Below are 19,038 nucleotides of genomic sequence, written 5' to 3'. Positions count from 1 at the left end.
TGAGGGAGAACAGTCGATGCTGCTGGAAATGAAAAATATCACCAAGCGTTTCGGTGCCGTGAAGGCGCTGAATGATGTCAGCCTGCAACTTGAGGCGGGCGAAGTGATGTCGCTGTGTGGTGAGAATGGATCGGGCAAATCGACGCTGATGAAAATCCTGTGCGGACTCTATCCGCACGGCGATTTTGAAGGGCAGATTCACTTCTCTGGCGACGACATTCAGGCGCAGACCATTCGCGATACCGAGCGTAAAGGCATTGTGATTATTCATCAGGAGCTGGCGCTGGTGCGGCAACTGACGGTGATGGAGAACATTTTCCTCGGTGCCGAACTGAGCCGTTTCGGCATGGTGGATGATGAAACCATGACCCTGCGCTGCCAGCAACTGCTGGCGCGGGTCGGGCTGAACGTTTCTCCCGCCACCCGGGTCGGTGAGTTAGGCCTTGGGCAGCAGCAACTGGTGGAGATTGCCCGCGCCCTTAACAAACAGGTCCGGCTGCTGATTCTGGATGAGCCGACCTCTTCCCTGACGGAGCAGGAAACGGACGTGCTGCTCGGCATCATCCGCAATCTGCGTGAACACGGCATCGCCTGCATCTACATCTCGCACAAGCTGAATGAGGTTAAGGCGATCTCCGATACCATCTGCGTGATTCGTGACGGCCAGCATATTGCTACCCGTCCGGCAGCGGGCCTGAGCGAAGATGACATCATCACCATGATGGTGGGACGCGAGCTGACCGCGCTCTATCCCCACGCGCCGCATCAGATTGGCGACGTGATACTGAAAGTTGAAAACCTCACCGCCTGGCATCCGGTTAACCGCCACATCCGCCGCGTTAACAATGTTTCGTTCTCTCTCAGACGCGGTGAAATCCTCGGCATTGCCGGGCTGGTAGGCGCAGGCAGGACGGAAACGGTGCAGTGTCTGTTTGGCGTCTGGCCAGGACGCTGGCAGGGCGATATCTGGATCAATGGCAAACAGGTCAACATCACCGATTGCCGCGCCGCCATTGCGCACGGCATCGCGATGGTGCCGGAAGATCGTAAAAAAGATGGCATCGTGCCGCTGATGGCGGTGGGCAAAAATATTACCCTGGCGGCGCTGGACCAGTTCAGCCACCGGCTCTCAACGCTGGATGAAGCGCAGGAGCAGCAGGCGATCAACGACGCGATCGGTCGGCTGCGGGTGAAAACCTCCTCATCAGAACTGCCGATTGGCCGTTTAAGCGGCGGCAACCAGCAGAAAGCAATTCTGGCGAAATGTCTGCTGCTCAATCCAAAAATCCTGATCCTCGATGAACCGACGCGCGGCATTGATGTGGGCGCACGTCAGGAGATCTACCTGCTGATCAATGCGCTGGTTCAGCAGGGTATCGCGGTGATTGTGATTTCCTCTGAGCTTCCGGAAGTGCTGGGCCTGAGCGATCGGGTGCTGGTGATGCATGAAGGGCAGATCAAAGCCGATTTGATTAACGATAACCTGACTCAGGAGCAGGTGATGGAAGCTGCCCTGCGGAGTGAACATTATGCTTAAAAGTGAAAGTACCCAAAGCCGCCTCTCCGGCACGCCGGGCAAACCGTCACCGGGCAGGTTCACACTGCCTAATCTGCAGGTTCTGGTGATGCTGGGCGCAATTGTGCTGATTGCCCTGTTCTTTACCTGGACCACAGACGGCTCGTGGCTCAGTGCGCGTAACGTCTCCAACCTGCTGCGTCAGACCGCCATTACCGGCATTCTGGCCGTGGGTATGGTGTTCGTAATTATCTCGGCGGAGATCGATCTGTCAGTAGGTTCCATGATGGGCCTGCTGGGTGGCGCGGCGGCGATATTCGACGTCTGGCTCGGCTGGCCGTTGCCGCTGACCATCGTGGTGACGCTGGTGATGGGATTACTGCTTGGCACGTGGAATGGCTGGTGGGTGGCCTACCGTAAAGTGCCTTCGTTTATTGTGACGCTGGCGGGGATGCTGGCTTTCCGCGGTGTTCTGGTCGGGATTACCGATGGCACTACGGTTGCGCCGATCACGCCGGGCATGTCGCAGATTGGTCAGAGTTATCTGCCGGGCGGCGTCGGTTTCGGCTTTGGCGTTGCCGGTCTGGCGTTGTTTATGTTGTGGCAGTGGCGGCTGCGGCTGCGTCGTCAGCAGCTCGGACTGGCGCAGGGCGCAGCCAGCGGCACCATCGGACGTCAGGCGATCACCGCCATCTTAGTGCTGGGTGCCATCTGGTTGCTCAACGACTATCGCGGCGTGCCGACCCCGGTGTTACTGCTGGCCGTGCTGTTGCTGGCGGGCATGTTTATGGCAACCCGCACCGCGTTTGGCCGTCGTATCTACGCCATCGGCGGCAACATTGATGCTGCGCGCCTGTCTGGCATTAACGTGGCGCGTACCAAGCTGGCGGTGTTTGCCATCAACGGTGTGATGGTGGCGATTGCCGGGCTGATCCTCAGTTCACGGCTGGGCGCAGGTTCGCCGTCGGCGGGTAATATTGCGGAACTCGACGCTATCGCCGCCTGTGTCATCGGCGGCACCAGCCTGGCGGGTGGCGTGGGTTCGGTTGCGGGCGCGGTAATGGGAGCCTTTATTATGGCCTCGCTGGATAACGGCATGAGCATGATGGATGTGCCGACTTTCTGGCAGTACATCGTCAAAGGCGCGATTCTGCTGCTGGCGGTGTGGATGGATACGGCAACGCGGCGTCGGGTGTAATCGCGCGGGCGATCACATTGTGGCGCAAACAATTTTTTTGCCCCTTTCAGCCGTGTTATGCAATGCGCTGAGGATTTAAGGGAACGCGCCATCATGCATGAGAAACGCTATCGCATTACCCTGCTGTTTAACGCCAACAAAGTGTATGACCGTCAGGTTGTGGAGGGCGTCGGTGAGTATCTGCAGGCGTCGCAGACTGACTGGGATATCTTCATCGAAGAAGATTTCCGCTGCCGCATCGACAACATCCGGGAGTGGCTGGGCGATGGGGTGATCGCCGATTACGACGATCGCTCTATCGAAACCCTGCTGTCGAATGTTTCCGTGCCGATTGTCGGCGTTGGCGGCTCTTATCATCGGCAGGAGGATTATCCGCCGGTGCACTACATCGCGACTGACAACGCCGCGCTGGTGGAGAAAGCCTTTCTGCATCTGAAAGAGAAGGGCATTAATCGCTTTGCCTTTTATGGTTTACCAGCCTCCAGCGGCAAGCGCTGGGCACAGGAGCGTGAACAGGCGTTTCGCCAGCTGGTGGGACGTGAGCGCTATCAGGGCGTGGTCTACCAGGGCATGGAAACCGCGCCGGAAAACTGGCAGCACGCCCAGAACCGTCTTGCCGACTGGCTGCAGACGCTGCCGCCGCAAACCGGCATTATCGCCGTCACGGATTCACGGGCGCGACACCTGCTGCAGGCGTGCGAACACCTGAAAATTCCGGTGCCGGAGAAGCTTACGGTTATCGGGATTGATAATGAGGAGCTGACCCGCTATCTGTCACGCGTGGCGCTCTCGTCCGTGGCGCAGGGCTCACGGCAGATGGGCTATCAGGCGGCCAAACTGCTGCATCGGCTGCTGGATAAGCAGCCCTTACCGCTTCAGCGTATCCTGGTGCCGCCGGTGAAAGTCATCGCCCGGCGCTCTACCGACTTCCGCTCGCTGCGCGATCCGGCGGTGATTCAGGCGATGCACTACATCCGCTTCAACGCCTGTAAGGGGATCAAAGTGGAGCAGGTGCTGGATGCCGTCGGGCTGTCGCGCTCTAATCTGGAAAAGCGCTTTCGGGATGAGACCGGCGACACCCTCCATGCGATGATCCACCGTGAAAAACTGGAAAAAGCGCGCGAGCTGCTGGCCTCTTCATCGCTCAACATCAACGAGATCTCGCAGATGTGCGGCTATCCTTCGCTGCAATACTTCTATTCGGTCTTCCGCAAAAGCTACGACACCACGCCAAAAGAGTATCGCCAGCATTTTGGGGAGAATGTGTTGTAGCAGGAAGCGTTCAGTCTGAGGTGGATGGATACCGGATGAATCAGGGCGGCTTGGGCCACTAGATCATCCGCTGCTCACTCTGCTCCAGCACCGCCAGCGCCAGCCCGTTGGCCGGATCGATCCGTTGCTCAGGAAAGTGCAGCAGGGTATGTGCGGCGGTAAAGGCCAGCGCGTTGCCGTGGGCGGTAGTGCGCACCGCCTTGCAGAAGACCTCACTGGCGTTCCACGGACAATCAATGATGATGGTGGCGGGATTGAGCAGCAGCATAATCTGACTCAGCGCCGCACCCAGATAGCCACCCGCCTGCGCCATCACCTCATCCACCACCCGTGGCGCGCTGTCGCGGTTCTGCCAGCTCAGGCCAGGCTGACGCTGCGCCAGCTGCTGTTTAACCGCAGGCTGGCTGACCAGCGCTTCCAGGCAACCGCGGCGGCCACAGCTGCAACGCGGGCCGTCGGGCTGGACAACCAGATGTCCCGCCTCGCCCGCCGTCCAGCTGTGCCCGGTAAATACTTCGCCATGCTGTACCAGTGCGCCGCCAATTCCCTCGGAAATACGCAGATAAAAGTGACCGCTCTCCACAGATAATCCACGCAGCTGTACCGCCAGCAGCGCAGCGGCTTTGACATTATTCATAATGCGGATGGGGAGACTGACGTGCTTACTCAGCGCGCCCAGCAGGTCAACATCCTGCCATTCGAGGGGCAATGAAATATGCATCCAGCCGCGCCGGGGATCGACGATACCGGGAAAACCCAGGCCAATGCCGAGCAAATCAGGATAGCTTTTCATCAGTTCCCGGCACAGCATCGCCAGCTCAGCCAGCAGTCGGGTCGGGTTACTGGTATCGGTGCGCAGCGTCTTTTCAGCCAGCACCTGTGAAAAATAGTCGCAGACCCGCCAGTGGATGACGTTGCGTTCCACCATGATGCCTGCGCTCTTGAGTTTTTCCGGCCGCAGGGTAATCCCGATTTTAGGCCGTCCGGCGGAAGCGACGCTGACCGGCCCCAGCTCCTCTATCAGGCCCTGCTCCAGCAGGTCATCAATGATTAAGGAGACGGTGTTTTTGCTGAGTGTCAGCGCCTCCGCCAGATCCTGACGCGACGTCACGCGCAGCTTACGCAGCTGAGTCATCACCCGTTTCTGGTTATTCAGTCGCAGTAGTGCAGGGCCTTTGCCGTTCGTTTTCATTACGGGTTCACTCAACAGAGGAGTAAGAATTGAGTGTATCAGCCCATACGTATTCCACATCCCACACTTTTGCGGGCGGTTTCACACAACCCGATCGCCTGTGGCTAAGATCGTGACCGCGATCCGATCGTGGGATTAATGCCGGGTTTTCTGCTGCACCAGTGGCCGGACGTCGGAATGATCCTGACTCAGCGCGTCCGGCTGCGCCGGGCATGGGCGGAAGGGCAAAGGCGGTATAGCGCGTCGTTATGACGAGGGGCTTCAGGCCCGATGAGCGCAGTGACCCGGCGCTGCCGGGTCACTGTTTAATATTCGTCGCCGCGTACCCGACTGCGATAGCTTTCCCAGTCGAAGCGCACCCACAGGCTGTTGCCGAGGCGCATACGGTCCATGACACGTTCGCCCAGCAGCGTATTCATGCCCGCATGGTCGAGGTTGGATAACATGCCGGTCGGGCGTTTCGAGGAGGATCGGCGATCGACAATCTGGTTAATAATCACTTTTTCGTAGCGCGATTCGCTCTGCATACCGATCTCATCAATCACCAGCAGATCAACACTGCTGAGATCCTGAATCAGCCGCTCTTCGGTAATGCCGCTGCTGCCGCTGAAGGTGCCCTTCATGCTCGACATCAAATCAGCAACCGTCACGATCAGCACGCTTTTACCGCGCAGGATCAGGTCGTTGCCAATTGCGGCGGCCAGATGGTTTTTACCGGTGCCGGGACGGCCTGAAAAGACAAAACTGGCGATGCTGCCATCAAATTCAGCGGCATACTGACGCGCCAGTTCCAGCGCCTTGCGCTGTCCCTCATTCTCTACCCGGTAATTATCAAATGAGCAGTTCATATGCAGCTCGCGAATGCCGGAACGGCCCATTACGCGCTGCATTTTCATTGCGCGATTCTCACGCACAATCGCCTCTGATCGCAGGCGACCCTGCTCCTGATTCCACGCCAGTAGCTCTTCGCCATTAGCAAATTTAGGACGGGTGCCTGCGGGCATCATTTTTTTCAGACGGTTAAAGAGATCGTTTGGCGTTTTCATCATTCACCTCGGAAACCATCGGGAATGGTACGGTCAGGATCGGGCAACTGCGTGATATCACGCTTCGGTTGCCCGCCGTTTGCGGCACGGTTCATCTGAATGCTGCGTGCCAGTTTCTGTTGCCACTGTACATGATGGAACATCCGGCCTTCCGCCTGCCAGTAAGCCACAAAGGCTGCCAGCTCGCTGGGGGTCACTGGTTCGCCCAGCGACACACCCCAGATCGCGGCCTGGCGCGTAAAGTCGGCATCCGGCTGCCAGCCCTGATACATGGCGAACTTACCAGCCGGCGTATGGATCGCGGCGGGAGAATCGTCATACAGGCTGTCATCCAGCGCCACATCATTCGGCTGCCGGGCGGCGGCTTCCAGCGCCAGCAGCTCAGCCAGACGCTTAGGTGTGATGGCGTACATCACCGGCGCATAATTATCTAACACCGCCAGCGTGCCCTTTTCCGCCTGCTGCAGGGCAGTCAGCGGATCCTGTCGGAAGGCATCCAGGCCAATGAGCGTTGAAGTTAAGATTTTAGCTGACATGAAAAGACCTGAGGTTAACGAACACCTTGCGCCGGGAACCCGTCGCCGACGCAGAAGTGTTTATTGTACCTTTTTTAATGATGCGGATCGCTTAAAAAGCAAGAGTGCGGATCAGTGCGAGGTGACCGGAGAAGTGGCGTGACGGGCCGGTGCAGATTCGGTGGCGTGCACGCTGACGGCCGCGGCGGCCGGACGGGTCTGCCATAGATAGCGAACCGAGGCCAGCCAGCACAGGCCGTAACCCAGCAGTTCGGTACCCTCTTCGGCCATGTTTTTCACCACGCGGTTGTAATCCCCCAGCATCAGGTGCTGCCACAACGCATGAATACCAAACAGTCGTGAGAAGACCAGCACCACTAAAAAGCCGGAGGCCATCACCGGCCAGCTGCGGTGTTGCAGCAGCCTGGCCAGCGCATGCAGGGTTTTTTTCGGCGTTCGCAGCGCGACGGCCAGACAACCGGCCGTCACCGCCAGGGCGAACCAGATCCAGCTGCCATGCTGGATGGCATCAAACACAAAGTCGAGCTCACGGATTAGCATACAGCTATAGAAGCCCGCCACTAAGGTCAGCGCGCCGCGCTGAGCCGGACGGCGCTGGGCCGCAATAAAGAACAGGGCGGCAATCACCGCCAGCATGATTTCCTGGGTGGTTTCAGTAAAAGAAGTTTCGTGCAGCGCATCATTCATCCAGGCCACATCAATATAGATGGGCAATATCATCAGAGCGAGAAAGAGTGCTGCCAGTATGAAGACCGTCATTTCACGGCCAATAATTGTCAAATCGTTGCGCATAGTGTTACCAGTATAATGATTAGCGGACTCATTATATTTTAAACGCCCGATTCCCTTTCTCTTTTCATGCCCCGGTCAGAAGCTGGCGCTGAAGCCAAAGGTATAAAGTTGCTGCTCCTGGTTATTCAGCGCTTCGCTTTGTGAAAACGCGGCGAAAGCCGCCAGATTATCGTTCAGAGGCACTTGTGCACCGATGCTCAGATCGATGCCTTCGGACTGATCGGTGCCGTTCGTCGCCTCACGCCGGGGATTCTGCGGCGTGTCTGCCAGCAGATAGTGATAACTCAGCTGCGCCCAGGGCGATATCCATCCCTGCTGCGAATCGATGCGCCAGCCGACGCTGGCGCTCTGCTCACGACTCTGCTGATCGCTGTAGTCACATTGCAGACAGTTCATCTGCTGCGGATCAACGGCATACTGCGCCACCGGCCCGGTGGTAAATGACGGGGCAATGGGCAGGTCAACCCCAGCCCGATAGCGTTTTCCCAGCGGGGTGGTGCCTACGCTGCCGGTTTCACTGTGGACGGCGATGGGTGACGCGGTGGGAGAGTTGATGGCGGCTTCAAACAGGGCGCGGCTCTCATCGCTGAAGGCGAGTGGCGTCAGGGCGATCTTCTCCGCCAGAATCGTATCGTAGTCGGGCAGAAAGTCGGGATGTTGAGGCGCAGAGATGCCGCCGCGCGCAAAAGTCGGTTGCGTTAAGATTAACAGCCATACAGCACAGCAGATCCGCAGACCTTTCCAACCGCTTCTCGGCAACATCGCTTCTCCAGGCAAGGCTGAAGTTATTATCCGGCGTTTAAATTAAATTTCGGCCCGTCTCTGTTATTTAACCGGTGATCGTTTAACTATCAACCGATTAATTCTAAGATCAAGCGGACCGCTAAAATATTCTCATTATAAAGGAACAATGCGATGCAACGATGTGGTTGGGTAACGCAGGATCCCCTCTATCTGGCTTATCACGACAGGGAGTGGGGTGTGGCACAGAGAGACAAGCGTGCGCTGTTTGAGATGCTCTGTCTGGAAGGACAGCAGGCGGGGTTATCCTGGATAACCGTGCTGAAAAAGCGGGAAAACTATCGGGCGGCGTTTCACCAGTTTGATCCGCAGGCCATAGCGTTGATGGATGCGGCAGAGATCGACACGCTGATGCTCAACAGCGGCATTATCCGCCACGCCGGTAAAATCGCGGCGATTATCGCCAACGCTCGTGCTTATCTCCAGATGGAAGCGCAAGGCGAGGATTTCAGCCACTTCGTCTGGCAATTTGTCGATAACGCGCAAATCGTCCACCATTATCCTGACTATAGTCAGGCTCCCACCACCTCAGAGCAGGCCATTGCGCTCTCGAAGGCGCTAAAGCAGCGTGGTTTCAAATTCATCGGCCCCACAATCTGCTACTCCTTTATGCAGGCCTGCGGGCTGATAAACGATCATCAGAGCAACTGTTTTTGCCATCCTGACAACCAAAAGGCGTAATTCCCGCTAAATCAGGATTTTTCCTCACTACATTCCCGGCCACCAGGCGGCATAATCGTGCCACTTATGGGAAAGGTTTTCCCCTGTGTGTCGAATGTAAGGGAACAAAAATGCAGAAGAAATTAATCGCCATCACCTTGTTATTAAGCGGCAGTCTGGCCCTGCCAGGTTGTACCACCAATCCTTACACCGGCGAATCTCAGGCGGGTAAGTCAGGTGTGGGCGCAGGCCTGGGTGCGTTAGTGGGTGCCGGTGTCGGCGTACTCTCCTCGTCGAAGAAAGATCGCCGTAAAGGTGCGCTGATTGGTGCTGCAGGCGGAGCCGCACTGGGCGGTGGCGTGGGCTACTACATGGATGTGCAGGAAGCGAAACTGCGCGACAAGATGCGCGGAACGGGCGTCAGCGTGACCCGTAATGGCGATAACATCGTCCTGAATATGCCAAACAATGTCACCTTCGACTCCAGCAGCAGCAATCTGAAACCTGCCGGCGCGAACACCCTGACAGGTGTTTCAATGGTGCTGAAAGAGTATCCGAAAACTGCGGTAAACGTAGTGGGTTATACCGACAGCACCGGCACCCGCGCGCTGAACATGCGTCTGTCACAGCAGCGTGCTGAAAGCGTCGCCAGCGCGTTGATCGTGCAGGGTGTTGCCAGCGATCGCCTGCGCACCCAAGGTGCAGGCCCGGATAACCCGGTTGCCAGCAACAGCACCGAAGCAGGCAAAGCGCAAAATCGTCGTGTTGAGATCACGCTCAGCCCGCTGGGATAAACGCGGTCGCCCCCGCCCGGGGGCGCCTTTTTTCTGTAAAGCATCGCGTTAAAAGTATCAGTAATGTTTCTGCGAATAGAGCCAGCAGAGGCTTTATGGTAGTCTGATCAAAAATTGATCAATGGACGCCTTCCCATGTCTCTTAAAGCCATCGCTACGGTTTTAGGTCTTTCCGTAACGACCGTCAGCCGCGCCCTCAATGGTTATCAGGATGTCGCTCCGGAGACGCGTAAACGCATCGAAGAGGAAGCGCAGCGGCGTGGCTACCGGCCTAATGCGGCGGCCCGGCGTCTGAAAACCGGCCGTGCTAACGCGGTGGGGTTCGTCTACCCGATCGGTGCCTCTCCCCTGAATGGCAGCGACTTCAGCGACATGCTGCTGGCTCTGGAGCATCACCTTGCCCGTTATGACATTAACCTGCTGTTGCTGGCGGATAAGCAGCAGAGTCAGGCGACGCTGACACGCCTGCTGCGCAGTGGCGCCGTTGATGCCCTGATCGTCGGCCACACCACGCCAGAAGACAGTCGGCTTCATGCTCTGCTCCAGACCAATTTTCGTTTTCTGGCGCTGGGCCGCAGCGATCTGCCATCGACCTATGCGTGGTTTGATGTTGATCACCTTGCCGGTTCACAGCTGGCGGTGGGCTGGTCGCTGGCGCAGGGACGGCAGCGGATAGCCTGGCTTGGCAGCAATGAAAACAGTACGCGGGTGCGTGACCGGCGTCAGGGTTATCTGACGGCGCTGGGGGAAGTTACGCCTTACGCGATGGCGGCGGTGGCACCGTCGCGTCGCGCCGGCTATCAGCAAACCCGGGAGTGGCTGGCAGAGGGGCCAGTACCGGAAGTGATCATCACCGACTGCGCTGCGCTGGCTGAAGGGGCGGCTCTGGCGCTGCAACTGGCCGGGCGTGCAGCGGGCGAGGGTGCCATTCTGCTGGCGGGCTGGGAAGGATTGCCGCGAGATGCGATTCTCGATCATCCCATTGTCGCCATTCGTCAGGCGACGCCGCATCAGGCCGGTGAACAGGTGGCTGAAATGGTCATCCGGCTGATTGATGGCGCACCGCCGGAGACGTTACAGACTCTGTGGCAACCCTGGCTGCAATTACCGGCGTAGCGCTTTTTGCGCCGGGCTTTGCTTGTGCTAGTCTCTGCCGGGTTTCTTATTACGCAGGATATCTCATGAAAATCAGGCCGCCTCGCGCCACCATCAGCGATGTTGCTCACGCGGCACGAACCGGTAAAACCAGCGTTTCACGCTATCTCAATGGTGAACTGCATCTGCTCTCTGCCGGTCTGAAAGCGCGGATCGAACAGGCTATTGCTGATCTCAGCTATCGCCCGAGTCAGATGGCGCGCGGCCTGAAGCGCGGACGTACCCGCCTGATCGGGCTGATTATCGCCGATATCACCAATCCCTATTCTGTTGATGTCATGAGCGGTATTGAAGCCGCCTGCCGCGAGCAGGGCTTCACGCTGCTGATGTGTAATACCAATAACGAAGTGGATCTGGAGCAGCACTATCTGCAATTGCTGAGCAGCTATCAGGTTGAGGGCATTGTGGTTAACGCCGTCGGGATGCGCGAAGAGGTGCTGAACCATCTGCAACAATCCCTGCTGCCAATGGTGCTGATTGACCGTAAAATCCCCGATTTTCCCTGCGATGTGGTGGGCCTGAATAACGCCGAGGCAGCCGAAACGGCAACGCGGCATCTGGTCGACAATGGCTACGATGCGCTGCTGTTTCTTAGCGAGCCGCTGGGCAGCGTCAACACGCGCCGTGAGCGCCTGCAGGCCTTCCGCCAGCTACTGGCAGAGCATCCGCAGGTTGAGCATGAGAATACGGAAGTGGCGCTGCACCAGCCCGCCGCGCTGGATCAGGCGCTGCTGGCCTTTCATCAGCGTCACACCGGCAAACGTTGCGCAGTGATGGTCGCCAACGGGGCGCTGACCCTGCAGGTAGCGCGATCGCTACAGCGACTCAATCTGCACTGGGGCCGCGATATCGGCCTGCTCGGTTTTGACGAACTGGAGTGGGCGGCGCTGGCCGGTGTCGGTATCACCACGCTGAAACAGCCCACCTGGCAGATTGGCTACAGTGCGCTGGAACGACTGATTACGCGCATCGAAGGCAGCGGATTGCCGGTTGCCGAGCAGGTCTTTTCTGGCGAACTTATCGTTCGCGGCTCCAGCCAGCCTCTTAACTGAATTTCAGATTTAACCTTCCGTTTACGTGCTCGCTTCGTGAGCACGATCATAATTTCACAGTTTGCTGCTTTGCTTTGGAACCGGTTCCATTTAGGGTTTTTGTATTCGTTATGAGCAGAACCCTGCCATGGAGTAGAACATGAAACCTGACATCATCGTGGTGACCGCCGCATATGGCCACGCACAGATCGCCGCTCTCGGCGGTCAGCGTGCGCTGCTGCCGATTATCCAGCAGGCGGGCGCAGACGGGGTCGAAATCCGCCGCGAACTGCTTGATGACGCGGCACTGGCCGATCTGCCGGCACTGGCCCGGGCGGTGGCGCAGCATCAGCTGCACAGCAGCTATTCGGTGCCCGATACGCTGTTTTGTGACGGCGGCGAAATCAATCCCCGTATAACCCACTACGTTGAAGAAGCACGCCAGTTAAACGCTCAGCGGCTGAAAGTGGCGCTGGGAGAGTTCACTGGTGCGCTGCCTCGCGAAGCGTTGCAGGCGCTGCTGGCAGATCTGCCGTTTCAGCTGACGGTGGAAAATGACCAGACTAAGCATGGCCGACTGGCTCCGTCAGTCGCCTTTTTCACGGCGGTCAGGGAAGCGGATCTGCCGATCAGCATGACCTTTGATATGGGTAACTGGTGCTGGACCGGTGAGGATGCCGATCAGGCGGCGCAGCAGCTGGCTGCGCAGGTGGGCTATGTGCATGTCAAAGCCGCCGTGGCGCACCAGGATAGCTACCGCGCGATTGCGCTGGATGAGGCTGATGACCACTGGCGCACACTGCTGCAACAGTTGCCCGCACAGGCACCGCGCGGTATTGAATTTCCGCTGGAAGGCGACGATCTGACTGCGGTGACACGCCACTACGTGTCGCTGCTGCGTAACGTGTAAGGAGTGAAGATGACCACGCATCACACTATGCATCACAACGGTCCGCTTGATGTTGTCACTATCGGTGAAGCGATGGCGATGTTCATCGCCCGTGAAACCGGCGACCTGGCCGCAGCAGAGACCTTTGTTAAACGCGCGGCGGGCGCTGAACTCAATGTGGCGACCGGCCTGGCTCGTCTTGGCCTGAAAGTGGGCTGGGTCAGTCGTATTGGCGATGACGCTTTTGGCCGGTTTATCTGCCAGCAGCTGGAAAAAGAGGGTATCGACCACGCCCGGGTGACGGTCGATAAGCGCTATCCCACCGGTTTTCAGCTCAAGTCCAAAGTCGATGACGGCTCTGATCCACTGGTGGAATATTTTCGTAAAGGCTCGGCGGCCAGCCATCTGTCGGTCGACGATTTTAACGCGGACTATTTTGGTTCGGCGCGACATCTGCACCTGAGCGGTGTGGCGGCGGCGCTGTCAGAGAGTTCGCTGGAGTTGCTGAAGCACACCGCCAAAGAGATGCGTGCGCGCGGTAAAACTATCTCGTTTGACCCTAACCTGCGGCCGGTACTGTGGCGCAGCGAAGAGGAGATGCGTAAGCAGCTCAATCTGCTGGCGGAGTATGCCGACTGGGTACTGCCGGGCGAAAAAGAGGGGCTGATTCTGACCGGCTATCGTCAGCCAGAAGCGATCGCGGATTTCTATCTCGATAAGGGGGTGAAAGCGGTCGTGATTAAAACCGGTTGTGACGGTGCCTGGTATAAAACGGCGCAGGGCGAGCAGGGCCAGGTTGAGGCGATAAAAGTCGACAACGTGGTGGATACGGTAGGCGCCGGAGACGGCTTTGCCGTTGGCGTCATCAGCGCCCTGCTGGAAGGTCAGTCGCTGCCGCAGGCGATTCGTCGCGGCAACAAAATTGGTTCGATGGCGATTCAGGTCATTGGTGACAGCGAAGGTCTGCCGACGCGTCAGCAACTGGGCGACGTGTAGTTCGCGCCCCTCTACAGTCACAGGAGTTCCCGATGAAAAAGCAGACAATCGCGCCAAAACGCTGGTGGTTCATCATGCCCATCGTGTTTATCACCTACAGCCTGGCGTATCTCGATCGTGCAAATTTTAGCTTCGCTTCTGCTGCCGGGATTAATGACGATCTCGGCATCACCAAAGGCATGTCCTCGCTGCTGGGTGCGCTGTTCTTCCTGGGTTACTTCTTTTTCCAGATCCCGGGTGCAATTTACGCCGAACGCCGCAGCGTCAAGAAACTGATCTTCTGGTGCCTGATCCTGTGGGGCGGCTGTGCCTCACTGACCGGCGTGGTCAGCAACATTCCGATGCTGGCGGCCATTCGCTTTATTCTGGGCGTGGTGGAAGCCGCGGTGATGCCCGCGATGCTGATCTACATCAGCAACTGGTTTACCAGGTCGGAACGTTCACGCGCCAACACCTTCCTGATCCTGGGTAATCCGGTCACGGTGTTGTGGATGTCGGTCGTGTCAGGCTATCTGATCGAATCGTTTGGCTGGCGTGAGATGTTTATCTTCGAAGGGATTCCGGCGGTGGTCTGGGCGATCGCCTGGTGGTTCCTGGTGCAGGATAAGCCGGCGCAGGCGCGCTGGATGAGCGATGCCGAGAAAGCGGCATTGCAGGCTGAACTGCAGAAAGAGCAGGAAAATATTAAAGCGGTGCGCAACTACAGCGAAGCGTTCCGCAACCGCAACGTGATCATTCTCTGCCTGCAATATTTTGCCTGGAGCATCGGCGTCTATGGCTTTGTGCTGTGGCTGCCGTCGATTCTGCGTAACGGCACGCAGATGGGCATGGTAGAAGCGGGCTGGCTCTCTGCGGTGCCTTATCTGGCGGCGACCATTGCGATGGTGGTGGTCTCCTGGGCGTCGGATAAAACCCAGAACCGTAAGCTGTTCGTCTGGCCGCTGCTGCTGGTGGGCGCGCTGGCGTTCCTGGGCTCTTATCTGGTGGGATCGAACAATTTCTGGATGTCCTACACCCTGTTAGTGATTGCCGGTGCCGCGATGTATGCGCCTTACGGGCCGTTCTTCGCCATTATTCCTGAGATGCTGCCACGCAATGTCGCCGGTGGCGCAATGGCGCTGATCAACAGTATGGGTGCGCTGGGGTCGTTTATCGGTTCATGGATTGTCGGCTATCTTAATGGAGCCACCGGCAGCCCGTCCGCGTCCTACATCTTTATGGGATCGGCCCTGCTGGTTTCGGTGTGGCTGACGCTGATTGTGAAACCGGCGCAGAACAAAGCGCCGCCGCTGCAGGGTGCGAAACCCGCCTGAAAGCGTAAACGTTAGCCTCTATTTCTCCGGGCGGCCTGCAAGCCGCCCGCTACTTATTGACCGGGAGCCACCGAATGAAACCCGCTGTAATTCTCTATAAAAAACTGCCCGACGATCTTTATGCTCGCCTGGCTGAACAGTGTGACGTGACGGAAATCAGCGATCTCTCGCCGGAAAGCCAGCAGGAACATGCTGCGGCGTTCCAACAGGCAGAAGGTCTGCTGGGATCGGGCGGTAAAGTGAATGGTGAGCTGCTGGCGAAGATGCCCAATCTGCGCGTCTGCTCCAGCGTCTCTGTAGGCTATGACAATTTTGATGTGGATGCGCTGAATCAGCGTCACGTGGTGCTGATGCACACGCCGACCGTGCTGACCGAAACCGTGGCGGACACCATGATGGCGCTGGTACTGAGCACCGCGCGTCGGGTACCGGAACTGGATGCCTGGGTCAAAGCGGGCAACTGGCAGAAGAGCATCGGTCCGGCACAGTTCGGCATCGACGTGCATCATAAAACGCTGGGTATTCTCGGCATGGGACGTATCGGGATGGCGCTGGCACAGCGCGCCCACTTTGGCTTCGGTATGAAAATCCTCTACAACGCCCGCCGCGAGCATGAAGAGGCGCAGTCGCGCTTTGGCGCACAGCGCTGTGAACGGGAGGCGCTGCTGAAGCAGAGTGATTTCGTCTGCATCAGTTTGCCGCTGACCGAAGAGACGCACCATCTGATCGGTGCCGCCGAGCTTGAACTGATGAAGCCGGATGCGGTGCTGATCAACGCCGGTCGCGGGCCGGTGGTGGATGAAAATGCGCTGATCGCCGCGTTGCAGGCGGGCAAACTGCATGCCGCCGGGCTGGATGTGTTTGAGCAGGAGCCAGTCTCTGCCGACTCTCCGCTGCTGTCGCTGCCCAATGTGGTGACGCTGCCGCATATCGGTTCTGCCACCCACGAAACCCGCTACGGCATGATGCAGGATGCGGTAGAAAATCTCCTCGCTGCACTCGGCGGAAGCGTCGAGAAAAACTGCGTGAACCCGCAGGCGCTGAAGTAATCCCCTCGCCTTTCCATTGCGCCCGCCCATGGCGGGCGTTATGGTGGACCCCCGATTCGCTATCACAAATATTTAACCGCTATGTCTTTTTCTCAGTTCGGCGACAAATTTACCCAACATTCCGGCATCTCACGTCTGATGGAAGATATGGGCGCGGGCCTGCGAACGCCCGGCACCATCATGCTGGGCGGCGGTAATCCGGCGCAGATCCCGGCCATGAACGACTACTTTCAGCAACTGCTGCAGCAGATGCATGAGGAAGGCAAACTCAGCGAGGCGCTGTGCAATTACGACGGCCCGCGCGGAAAAGCGACGCTGCTGGCGTCGCTGGCCGGACTGCTGAGCGATCAGCTTGGCTGGCCCATCACCGCACAGAACATTGCGCTGACTAACGGCAGCCAGAGCGCCTTCTTCTATCTGTTCAATCTGTTCGCCGGTCGTCGGGCCGATGGCAGCAAAAAGCGGGTGCTGTTCCCGCTGGCGCCTGAGTATCTGGGCTATGCGGATGCCGGCCTGGAAGAGGGGCTGTTTGTGTCGGCGAAGCCGAACATTGAGCTGCTGCCGGAAGGCCAGTTTAAATATCATGTCGATTTTGAGCATCTGCCGATGAATGAAGAGGTCGGGCTGATCTGCGTATCGCGCCCGACCAACCCCACCGGCAACGTGATCACCGATGATGAACTGATGCAGCTCGATGCGCTGGCACAGCAGCATGACGTGCCGCTGCTGATCGACAATGCCTATGGCGTGCCGTTCCCCGGCATCATTTTCAGCGAGGTGCGCCCGCTGTGGAACCCCAACATCATTCTCTGCATGAGTCTGTCGAAGCTCGGCCTGCCGGGTGCGCGTTGCGGCATCATTATCGCTGACGAGAAGACCATCACCGCGCTGAGCAATATGAACGGCATCATCAGTCTGGCGCCCGGCAGTATCGGTCCGGCCATTGCCAATGAGATGATCCGTCGCGGCGATCTGTTGCGGCTCTCCGAAGAGGTGATTAAGCCGTTCTATCAGCAGAAGGTGCAGCAGACCATTGCGATCCTGCGGCGCTATCTGCCGGAAGACCGTTGCCTGATCCACAAGCCGGAAGGGGCTATTTTCCTCTGGCTCTGGTTCCGCGATCTGCCGATCACCACCGAATTGCTTTATCAGCGGCTGAAAGCGCGCGGCGTGTTGATGGTGCCGGGCCACTTCTTCTTCCCGGGACTGGAACAGGCGTGGCCGCACACCCATCAATGTATGCGGATGAATTACGTGCCGGATGCAGAGAACATTGAGCGGGCGGTGCAGATTCTGGCGGAAGAGGTTGAGAACGCCTGGCGCGACAGCTAATCCTGCGTATCGGTTAAAGACAGCTGGCACCACTGTGCCAGCTGCTGAATCGCCTGTTCCACCTCTGCATTCCAGCCAAAACCTGCATTCAGCCGGAAACAGTGATCGTAGCGCTGGTCGGTGGCAAAAATGTGGCCCGGCGCAATGCCGATGCCCGCGTTGCGCGCTTTCAGAAACAGCTCGCGCACGTTCAGCGCCTGTCGGGGCATCTCAACCCACAGCACATAGCCTCCTTCCGGATCGGACACCCGGGTTCCCGCCGGAAATTCCCGTAACACCGACTGGCGCATTTCACGGATTTGTCGTGCCAGCTCACGCCGCAGCTTACGCAGATGAGCATCATAGCCGCCGCTGCGCAGCAGTTCCGCTACCGCCGCCTGCGACAGCACCGAGGTGCCCATGGTTGAGGTATATTTCAGTGAGGCGATTTTACGCATGTAGTTGACGCTGTGAACCCAGCCAATACGAATGCCTGGCGCCACGGTTTTAGAGAAGCCGCTGCAGAGAATGGCGTTGGGGCTGAAGGCGCGCATCGGGAAAGGGCGGCGTTCACCGAAGGCAGTATCGCCAAAAATATCATCCTCAATAATCACCACGTCGTTTTCATCCGCCTGCCGCGCAATATAGGCCTTATGCTCGTTGGGAATGCTTTTTCCCAGCGGATTGTTGACGTTGCACAGAGTGAGAAAGACCCGCACCGCCTTGCGCTGAAACAGCCCGGTGAGCTTCGCGACATCGACATACCCTTCCGGCCCGGCTTCCACTTCAATCACCCGTAAATTGAGGTTATGCAGCATCTGCAGCAGCACGAAATAGCAGGGTGATTCCACGGCGACCACATCGCCCGGCTGGGTCGTGGCGCGCAGCGACAGCGAGATCGCCTCAATGCAGCCGTTGGTGATCAGAATATCGTCAGCGCTGATATTGCAGCCGTAACCCACTGCCCGGCGGGCAATCTCTGTTTTCAGCGGTGCATAGCCGGTGCCCTTCACCGTATTCCCGAGCAGGGCCGGTTTGCTGTAGCCCATCTGACGCATCAGCAGGCCGATGCGCTTGACCGGATAGAGCGCACTGTCACCGTTGGCCAGATCGAGACGCACCCGGCAGTCTGAGCCAAGCATCGCCAGATGGAGTTCTGTCTGCTCATCAAGCGGCGCGATGGCGCGCGGCTGTTCACTGACGGCGGGCAGCTGACGCGAAGAGGGCCGCTGCGGGGCAACAAAAAAGCCCGATTTGGGGCGGGCAACAGCGTAGCGCTCATCTTCCAGCGTGCGCAGTGTCTTCAGGGCGGTGGTAAGGCTGACATTGTACTGCGTCGCCAGCGTGCGCACCGACGGCAGACGGCTGTCAGGTGCCAGCGAACCGGCATGAATGGCCTGCTTGATCTGTTCTGCGATCTGGCGGTAACGACTGCTCTGACTCTCCTGTTCCCCGATAATATCGGCCATCTGTTCCACCCCATATCG

At 58.2% G+C, this 19,038-nt stretch carries 18 protein-coding genes; 12 read left to right on the top strand and 6 right to left on the bottom strand.

What is annotated here, in order from left to right:
- Positions 1 to 16 precede the first annotated feature (16 nt).
- The 3 genes from OK412_RS17765 to xylR all read left to right on the top strand — a co-directional run bounded on the left by OK412_RS17765 (position 17) and on the right by xylR (position 3,986).
- Positions 17 to 1,537 carry a xylose ABC transporter ATP-binding protein gene (locus tag OK412_RS17765; protein ID WP_010258889.1) on the top strand — a complete coding sequence of 507 codons (1,521 nt, stop codon included), beginning with the start codon at positions 17 to 19 and terminating at the stop codon, positions 1,535 to 1,537.
- Positions 1,530 to 2,714, top strand: coding sequence for a xylose ABC transporter permease XylH (gene xylH, locus OK412_RS17760; protein ID WP_033768410.1), 1,185 nt, complete (start codon positions 1,530 to 1,532; stop codon positions 2,712 to 2,714). Before OK412_RS17765 ends, xylH begins: the two co-directional genes overlap by 8 nt.
- A 93-nt stretch (positions 2,715 to 2,807) precedes the next feature.
- The gene (gene xylR / locus OK412_RS17755) at positions 2,808 to 3,986 is read left to right on the top strand and encodes a D-xylose utilization transcriptional activator XylR (protein ID WP_010258893.1); all 1,179 of its coding nucleotides are present in this window, start codon (positions 2,808 to 2,810) and stop codon (positions 3,984 to 3,986) included.
- 58 nt (positions 3,987 to 4,044) lie between these two features.
- On the opposite strand, the gene OK412_RS17750 is transcribed toward xylR, so the two are convergent.
- From OK412_RS17750 to OK412_RS17730, 5 genes are all read right to left on the bottom strand, one after another.
- Positions 4,045 to 5,178 (bottom strand): ROK family transcriptional regulator, encoded by a 1,134-nt coding sequence (locus OK412_RS17750; protein ID WP_022624794.1) that lies wholly within the window; start codon positions 5,176 to 5,178, stop codon positions 4,045 to 4,047.
- 305 nt (positions 5,179 to 5,483) lie between these two features.
- Positions 5,484 to 6,224 carry a DNA replication protein DnaC gene (gene dnaC, locus OK412_RS17745; protein ID WP_010258898.1) on the bottom strand — a complete coding sequence of 247 codons (741 nt, stop codon included), beginning with the start codon at positions 6,222 to 6,224 and terminating at the stop codon, positions 5,484 to 5,486.
- Positions 6,224 to 6,760 (bottom strand): primosomal protein DnaT, encoded by a 537-nt coding sequence (gene dnaT / locus OK412_RS17740; RefSeq protein WP_010258900.1) that lies wholly within the window; start codon positions 6,758 to 6,760, stop codon positions 6,224 to 6,226. The genes dnaC and dnaT overlap by 1 nt, the downstream gene beginning before the upstream one ends.
- A 111-nt stretch (positions 6,761 to 6,871) precedes the next feature.
- Positions 6,872 to 7,552, bottom strand: a complete 681-nt coding sequence (locus OK412_RS17735; protein WP_010671597.1) for a hypothetical protein — start codon at positions 7,550 to 7,552, stop codon at positions 6,872 to 6,874.
- 75 nt (positions 7,553 to 7,627) lie between these two features.
- On the bottom strand, positions 7,628 to 8,314 hold the full coding sequence (locus OK412_RS17730) for an autotransporter (protein ID WP_010258902.1): 687 nt from the start codon (positions 8,312 to 8,314) through the stop codon (positions 7,628 to 7,630).
- 153 nt (positions 8,315 to 8,467) lie between these two features.
- Here OK412_RS17730 and OK412_RS17725 point away from each other — a divergent pair, with 153 nt between their 5' ends.
- The 9 genes from OK412_RS17725 (at position 8,468) to OK412_RS17685 (ending at position 17,572) form a co-directional block, all read left to right on the top strand.
- Positions 8,468 to 9,034 (top strand): DNA-3-methyladenine glycosylase I, encoded by a 567-nt coding sequence (locus tag OK412_RS17725; RefSeq protein ID WP_033785863.1) that lies wholly within the window; start codon positions 8,468 to 8,470, stop codon positions 9,032 to 9,034.
- A gap of 110 nt (positions 9,035 to 9,144) precedes the next feature.
- On the top strand, positions 9,145 to 9,807 hold the full coding sequence (locus tag OK412_RS17720; protein WP_010258904.1) for an OmpA family lipoprotein: 663 nt from the start codon (positions 9,145 to 9,147) through the stop codon (positions 9,805 to 9,807).
- Between the two features lie 135 nt (positions 9,808 to 9,942).
- Positions 9,943 to 10,923 (top strand): LacI family DNA-binding transcriptional regulator, encoded by a 981-nt coding sequence (locus OK412_RS17715; protein WP_033759341.1) that lies wholly within the window; start codon positions 9,943 to 9,945, stop codon positions 10,921 to 10,923.
- 65 nt (positions 10,924 to 10,988) lie between these two features.
- Complete coding sequence (locus OK412_RS17710; RefSeq protein ID WP_010258906.1) at positions 10,989 to 12,014, top strand: LacI family DNA-binding transcriptional regulator; 1,026 nt, start codon at positions 10,989 to 10,991, stop codon at positions 12,012 to 12,014.
- 139 nt (positions 12,015 to 12,153) lie between these two features.
- Positions 12,154 to 12,903, top strand: coding sequence for a hypothetical protein (locus tag OK412_RS17705; RefSeq protein ID WP_052270966.1), 750 nt, complete (start codon positions 12,154 to 12,156; stop codon positions 12,901 to 12,903).
- Between the two features lie 9 nt (positions 12,904 to 12,912).
- Positions 12,913 to 13,878 (top strand): sugar kinase, encoded by a 966-nt coding sequence (locus tag OK412_RS17700; RefSeq protein ID WP_010258908.1) that lies wholly within the window; start codon positions 12,913 to 12,915, stop codon positions 13,876 to 13,878.
- Between the two features lie 32 nt (positions 13,879 to 13,910).
- Entirely contained in the window at positions 13,911 to 15,191 is a 1,281-nt protein-coding gene (locus OK412_RS17695) for an MFS transporter (RefSeq protein ID WP_022624800.1), read from the top strand.
- Positions 15,192 to 15,265: 74 nt separating this feature from the next.
- Positions 15,266 to 16,240, top strand: a complete 975-nt coding sequence (gene ghrB / locus OK412_RS17690; protein WP_010671603.1) for a glyoxylate/hydroxypyruvate reductase GhrB — start codon at positions 15,266 to 15,268, stop codon at positions 16,238 to 16,240.
- A gap of 81 nt (positions 16,241 to 16,321) precedes the next feature.
- The gene (locus OK412_RS17685; protein WP_010671604.1) at positions 16,322 to 17,572 is read left to right on the top strand and encodes a valine--pyruvate transaminase; all 1,251 of its coding nucleotides are present in this window, start codon (positions 16,322 to 16,324) and stop codon (positions 17,570 to 17,572) included.
- Here the strand turns inward: OK412_RS17685 and OK412_RS17680 are convergent.
- Positions 17,569 to 19,020 carry a PLP-dependent aminotransferase family protein gene (locus tag OK412_RS17680; RefSeq protein WP_010258912.1) on the bottom strand — a complete coding sequence of 484 codons (1,452 nt, stop codon included), beginning with the start codon at positions 19,018 to 19,020 and terminating at the stop codon, positions 17,569 to 17,571. The two genes, OK412_RS17685 and OK412_RS17680, sit on opposite strands and share 4 nt — an antisense overlap.
- Positions 19,021 to 19,038: the final 18 nt, after the last annotated feature.

This window comes from Pantoea sp. JV6, from assembly GCF_025910055.1.
GTDB lineage: Bacteria > Pseudomonadota > Gammaproteobacteria > Enterobacterales > Enterobacteriaceae > Pantoea > Pantoea agglomerans.
This window is presented reverse-complemented; position numbering and strand designations above follow the sequence as displayed.

Coding starts and splice junctions, on each gene's coding strand:
- OK412_RS17765 (WP_010258889.1), top strand. CDS start 17: ATGCTGCTGGAAATGAAAAATATCACCAAGCGTTTCGGTGCCGTGAAG.
- xylH (WP_033768410.1), top strand. CDS start 1,530: ATGCTTAAAAGTGAAAGTACCCAAAGCCGCCTCTCCGGCACGCCGGGC.
- xylR (WP_010258893.1), top strand. CDS start 2,808: ATGCATGAGAAACGCTATCGCATTACCCTGCTGTTTAACGCCAACAAA.
- OK412_RS17750 (WP_022624794.1), bottom strand. CDS start 5,178: ATGAAAACGAACGGCAAAGGCCCTGCACTACTGCGACTGAATAACCAG.
- dnaC (WP_010258898.1), bottom strand. CDS start 6,224: ATGAAAACGCCAAACGATCTCTTTAACCGTCTGAAAAAAATGATGCCC.
- dnaT (WP_010258900.1), bottom strand. CDS start 6,760: ATGTCAGCTAAAATCTTAACTTCAACGCTCATTGGCCTGGATGCCTTC.
- OK412_RS17735 (WP_010671597.1), bottom strand. CDS start 7,552: ATGCGCAACGATTTGACAATTATTGGCCGTGAAATGACGGTCTTCATA.
- OK412_RS17730 (WP_010258902.1), bottom strand. CDS start 8,314: ATGTTGCCGAGAAGCGGTTGGAAAGGTCTGCGGATCTGCTGTGCTGTA.
- OK412_RS17725 (WP_033785863.1), top strand. CDS start 8,468: ATGCAACGATGTGGTTGGGTAACGCAGGATCCCCTCTATCTGGCTTAT.
- OK412_RS17720 (WP_010258904.1), top strand. CDS start 9,145: ATGCAGAAGAAATTAATCGCCATCACCTTGTTATTAAGCGGCAGTCTG.
- OK412_RS17715 (WP_033759341.1), top strand. CDS start 9,943: ATGTCTCTTAAAGCCATCGCTACGGTTTTAGGTCTTTCCGTAACGACC.
- OK412_RS17710 (WP_010258906.1), top strand. CDS start 10,989: ATGAAAATCAGGCCGCCTCGCGCCACCATCAGCGATGTTGCTCACGCG.
- OK412_RS17705 (WP_052270966.1), top strand. CDS start 12,154: ATGAAACCTGACATCATCGTGGTGACCGCCGCATATGGCCACGCACAG.
- OK412_RS17700 (WP_010258908.1), top strand. CDS start 12,913: ATGACCACGCATCACACTATGCATCACAACGGTCCGCTTGATGTTGTC.
- OK412_RS17695 (WP_022624800.1), top strand. CDS start 13,911: ATGAAAAAGCAGACAATCGCGCCAAAACGCTGGTGGTTCATCATGCCC.
- ghrB (WP_010671603.1), top strand. CDS start 15,266: ATGAAACCCGCTGTAATTCTCTATAAAAAACTGCCCGACGATCTTTAT.
- OK412_RS17685 (WP_010671604.1), top strand. CDS start 16,322: ATGTCTTTTTCTCAGTTCGGCGACAAATTTACCCAACATTCCGGCATC.
- OK412_RS17680 (WP_010258912.1), bottom strand. CDS start 19,020: ATGGCCGATATTATCGGGGAACAGGAGAGTCAGAGCAGTCGTTACCGC.